Raw genomic sequence first — 502 nt, forward strand, 5'->3', positions numbered from 1 at the left:
AATGCTGCAGTGCAAGCACTACCGGCAGGCCAAACCTTAGTTGATACCATCACTTTCACCAGTGACGATGGCACCACTGAGACACAAACCATCACCATCACGGGTAGCAATGATGCGGCGGATATCACAGTTACTGCAAGTGACACAAGCGTGACTGAAGATGATGCCAGCAATAACACAGCGACAGGTACTATTTCAGTATTTGACGTAGATACCGGCGAAGGTACGTTAGTGAGCAGCACTGCGAGCTACGGCACGGTTGTGGTTGATGGCACAGGTGTATGGGAATACAGCTTAGATGACAGCAATGCTGCGGTACAAGCGTTACCAGACGGTGAAACCTTAACCGACACGATCACCTTTACTAGTGACGATGGCACCACTGAGACACAAACCATCACCATCACGGGTAGCAATGATGCGGCGGATATCACAGTTACTGCAACAGACACAAGCGTGACTGAAGATGATGCGAGCAATAACACAGCGACAGGTACTATTT

The 502-nt window shown here is 49.4% G+C and carries 1 protein-coding gene; it reads left to right on the plus strand.

The features are described 5' to 3' along the window. Positions 1-502 (plus strand): VCBS domain-containing protein (locus tag CWS31_RS17405; protein WP_211355871.1); only part of this gene is annotated, 502 nt, incomplete at both ends.

Source organism: Colwellia echini (assembly GCF_002843355.2).
In the GTDB taxonomy this organism is placed as follows: Bacteria; Pseudomonadota; Gammaproteobacteria; order Enterobacterales; family Alteromonadaceae; genus Colwellia; species Colwellia echini.